This is a genomic window from Streptomyces sp. R818, assembly GCF_056172735.1.
On the sequence record NZ_JAOCNE010000003.1, the window covers coordinates 231,902 to 234,127 of the forward strand.

Annotated in this window: 3 protein-coding genes; 2 read left to right on the forward strand and 1 reads right to left on the reverse strand. The window is 74.5% G+C overall.

Features of this window, described 5'->3' with window-relative positions; genetic code table 11:
• A partial coding sequence (locus tag N5I75_RS06170) for a DUF1844 domain-containing protein (protein ID WP_476675119.1) occupies positions 1-330 on the forward strand: 330 nt, incomplete at its 5' end.
• A 31-nt stretch (positions 331-361) separates the two neighbouring features.
• Here N5I75_RS06170 and N5I75_RS06175 read toward each other — a convergent pair.
• Positions 362-1,096, reverse strand: a complete 735-nt coding sequence (locus N5I75_RS06175) for an SseB family protein (RefSeq protein ID WP_476675120.1) — start codon at positions 1,094-1,096, stop codon at positions 362-364.
• 96 nt (positions 1,097-1,192) lie between these two features.
• Between N5I75_RS06175 and N5I75_RS06180 the strand changes: the two genes are divergently transcribed.
• A complete protein-coding gene (locus N5I75_RS06180) occupies positions 1,193-2,137 on the forward strand; it encodes a serine hydrolase (RefSeq protein WP_476676933.1) in 945 nt (314 codons plus the stop codon).
• Positions 2,138-2,226: the final 89 nt, after the last annotated feature.

Genomic DNA, 2,226 nt, shown 5'->3' on the forward strand with positions numbered 1-2,226 from the left:
GACTACGACGCGCTGACCCGCGACATCGCCGAGGTGCCCGCCGTAGAGGTCATCGTGACGGTCGCGGTGAACCTGATGAGCGCCGCCGCGGTGAAGCTGGGGCTGACCGAGGAGGGCGACGCCCACAAGGACCTGGACGAGGCCCGCAAGCTGATCCACGCCCTGGCCGGACTGCTCGACGGCAGCGCCACGGAGATCAGCTCCTTCCACGCGGCGCCGCTGCGCGACGGCCTGAAGTCGCTCCAGCTGGCGTTCCGCGAGGCATCCCTCGTCCCGGACGAGCCGGGGCAGGGCCCGGGCGAGAAGTACACGGGCGCCGTCTACGGCTAGCCCGCTCAGTTTTCCCGCTCAGCTCTCCCGCTCAGCTTTCCCGTACGTAGAGGGGCTCGCCCGGCGGCGTCGCCTCGGCCGGCAGAAGTGCCAGGTCGAGGCCGCGCACCAGGCGGGCCCTCAGTGTTTCGTCGGCGGCGATCCGCCCGGCCACGGCCTGCGCGGTGGCCGCCGGGTCCGCGCCGGGGGCGATGACCAGAGCCAGGATGCCGTCCGCGGGACCCGGGCCCAGGTGCGCCCGGTCCACCCCGGGCTCGGCGGCGACCGCGGCGCGCACGGCGCCGGTGACCGCCGGGTCGGCCAGCGGGTCGGCGGAGGTGCGGCCCTCGGCGAGGGCGTAGAGCGCGGCGCCCGTGATCTCGTACGGGACCGGGCCCGCGAGGTCGAGGACGACCGTGTCGGCCTTCTCGTGGGCGGCGGCCTGGAGCGCCTGGTGCAGCGGGACGGCGACCGGGCGGGCCTCGGGGTCCCACAGCGCGAGGGAGCGGGTGGAGGTGAAGGCGGGGAGCGCGGTGCGGCTGCCCGCCTTCAGGGTGGGGACCGCCATGTCGCTGGTCTTCTCGCGGCGCAAGCCGTTCTCGTCCTCCTCGACCTCTCCGAGGACCGCGACGACGGGGACCAGGAGGCGGGCCCCCTTCAGCGCCTCCAGGACCGGGCCGTGGGCCGTGCGGTCCTGGTGCCAGGCGGTCAGGGCCTCGGTCAGGCGCGGGTCCGCGGAGCCGTCGTCGTCGGAGAAGCCGGGGTCGGGGATGTTCTTGTTCGCCACGGTCACCGACCCTACCGAGCGGCCGGGGGCGGATTCTCAGCGGACCCTGAGGTGCGGCTCATGGTGCGCACAGGACGGCGCCGCAGCATCGGCCTCATGTCCCACGCGTCCCACGGACCCCGCGGCACCCGTCGCCGGCGCCCTGTCGTCCATGCCGCCGTCGCCTCGGCGGTGCTCCTCGCCGCCACCGCCGGCACTACGGTCTACGTGAAGGCGCAGGCGCACGACGCGACCGCGCTCGTCTCCAAGGTCTCGACCACCTCGACGACCGCGAAGGCCACCCCCGAGAGGAGCTCCGTGGACCGGGACGCCCAGCTCGCCGAGGCCGTGCGCGCGGCGGCCGCCACGTACGACGGCTTCGGCGGCGAGGTCTCCGTGGCCGTGCTCGACGTGACCGGCGGGACGAGCGCCGCGTACGCGTCCGGCGACGGGACGTACGACACCGCCAGCATCGTGAAGGTCGACGTGCTCGCCGCGCTGCTCCTGGCGGCGCAGGACGAGGGCCGGGCGCTGACCGCCCAGGAGAAGACGTACGCCACCGCGATGATCGAGCGCAGCGACAACGACGCGACGACCGCCCTGTGGAACACCATCGGCGGGGCGGACGGCCTCGACGCGGCCAACGACCGCCTCGGCCTGACCGGGACCACCGGCGGCGACGGACCGCTGTGGGGCCTCACCCAGACCACGGCCGCCGACCAGCTCGTCCTGCTCAAGCAGGTGTTCGGCGTCGGCGACTCGGTGCTGGACGCGGCATCACGCGCGTACATGCAGGAGCTGATGGGCGACGTCGAGGCCGACCAGGCGTGGGGCGTCTCCGCGGCGGCCTCGGCCGGAGACGCGACCGAGCTGAAGAACGGCTGGCTGCGGCGGTCCACCACCGAGCTGTGGGACATCAACAGCGTCGGGCGGGTCGGCGTCGCCGGGAAGCGGTACCTCGTCGCCGTCGTGTCCAACGGGAGCACCACCAAGGACGACGGGATCGCGCTGGTGGAGGACGTGGCGAAGGCGGCGGTGAAGGCCGTCGGCGACGGGGGCTGAGGCGGTGTCCTGCTGGAGCCGTGGTCAGCGGCGGCGGCCGAGGCGGTGGGTGCGCCACAGGTGGAGGGACGCGGCCAGGAGCAGGGCCC